This window comes from Endozoicomonas sp. SESOKO4 (assembly GCF_024606275.1).
This window is the reverse complement of the sequence record NZ_JAHHPS010000684.1, coordinates 1-2,001: the sequence shown is the minus strand read 5'-3', so window position 1 is coordinate 2,001 and position 2,001 is coordinate 1. Positions and strand designations below refer to the sequence as shown.

Here is a 2,001-nt window from a genome sequence, read left to right as displayed (position 1 = left end):
ATGGATGGAAAAAGCCACCATTCGAAACCAGAGCAAAATCGTCCATTTCAGCGCCAACAGCCGCCACCTTGTAAGTACCAGCTTAGATTGCACAGCGAAAATCTGTAAGCTGCATGACGATGGATCATGGAAAGAAATAACCAGAATTGATCATGATTATGGGCTGTACTCAGCCAACTTCAGCGCCGATAGCCGACATCTGCTGATCACCGGTTTTGTTGGCGGAACTGCAGAAATCTATGGCCTGCAGGCCGATGGATCCTGGGTAAAAAAAGCCGCCATCATCCACGAAGATTGCATCCATGGAGCCACCTTCAGTCCCGATAGTTGCCTTGTGGCGACCGCCAGTTTAGATTCCACGGCGAAAATTTATGGCCTGTGGGCTGATGGCACATGGGTAGAAAAAGCCGTCATTCGACACGAGAGTTCAGTCACCTCAGCCAACTTCAGTGCCGATAGCCGAAATGTGGTCACCGTCACTCACGATAACAAGGCGAGAATCACTGAACTCAAAGGAAAGATTGATGATCCGATGGACGTTTAAGCCACTAAAACAACCTGCAATTAAGCGTCTTTTTGATGATAACCGATTTAAAAACAGCATTATGTTGAGTACCTGACTACAACTTTTGCAGCGGGCTCTCAATAAAAAAGTTTCTCTCTGTTATTTTCCCGTATCAGTGCTCTTCTTTAACTGAGTTCCACTGACCTCAATATTTTTTGAACTTCTGTTATAAAACCGACTCCAACAGATCGAATCCATTTTAAATGTCCTTTCCAAGCGAGCATAAATACTGAATTTGGAGCTACGGAGAAATCAGGGATGAACCCTATTAAGAGCAATTTCAGCATACACGAACCGCTCTCGCGAACATTTGAACAAACTCAGCTGGACGAAGCAGCAACGGGTGTCAGTGAAAGCAGGGACGTTACTCTGTATCACAACAATAACTCCCCATTCTTAGAGTTGCCCGAATTAATACATTCAAAAATTATTCGCTGTCTGGGTTTACGAGAGGTTACCCGGTTAGCAAAGGTATGCAAATATTTTCGCGATCTTGTTAAACAAAATATAGCTCTGGAAAGAGCATGGAATCGCCGTTTTCCTTCGTTTCCTTCACCACACCAATATCAACTGAAGACCACCATTAATACAAAAGATGAGCACCAACTCCGTGCTTGGTTGAAGCCGTTTGCAAATAAGGAGACTATTGAGTTGCTCATAAAACAACAAGAGAATATTCATTTTCCTGCGCAGTTACTTTTCACCAACAGTAAACTGATGACTCTATGTAAAAAATTCGAGTTAGTGGAAAAACTCGAAATTACCCATGGTGATAGAGTCTACGAAGCCAATTTCAGCCCCGATGGCCAACATCTGGTAACCGCCAGTCGCGATAAAACAGCGAAAATCTATGGTCTGGAGGATGATGGCTCGTGGAAACGAAAAGCCATCATTACCCATGATGAATGGGTCAGAACAGCCATTTTTAGCCCCGATGGCCGCTATCTGATAACCGCCGGTCACGATGCTACAGCGAAAATATATGGTCTGGAGGACGATGGCTCATGGGAAGAAAAAACCATCATTACCCATAATAATTACCTCGTTTCAGCCACCTTCATTGGTGATGGTCGCCGCGTGGTGACTGCCAGTTTTGGTGATTCGGTGAAAATCACTGGTCGGGGGAACAATGAATCATGGGAACTAGAGGACGCTTTTCATAAAAATACGATCTGCTCGACCCGGCTTAGCCCTGATGGCCATCACATGATAATTTTCTATGCTGTAAATTTCGTTATTGAAATCCATGGTCAGTCAGCTGCTGGATTATGGGCAGTAACATCTACCATTCAAACCGAGTCCGGAGCCCGCTCGGCCCGGTTCAGTGCCGATAGCTGCCATCTGGTCATCATCACTTTTGCTAGTACAGCGATAATCTGTGACCTGCTGGCTGATGGATCGTGGAAAAAAATGGGCACAATTAAACATGGTTTCTG

Annotated in this window: 2 protein-coding genes; both read left to right on the top strand. The window is 44.9% G+C overall.

The features are described from left to right. On the top strand, positions 1-544 hold a 544-nt coding region (locus KDK16_RS13255; RefSeq protein ID WP_257276491.1), incomplete at its 5' end, for a WD40 repeat domain-containing protein. Positions 545-823: 279 nt separating this feature from the next. Further along, positions 824-2,001, top strand: a 1,178-nt coding sequence (locus KDK16_RS13250; RefSeq protein WP_257276490.1) for an F-box/WD40 repeat-containing protein, incomplete at its 3' end; no start/stop codon positions are given.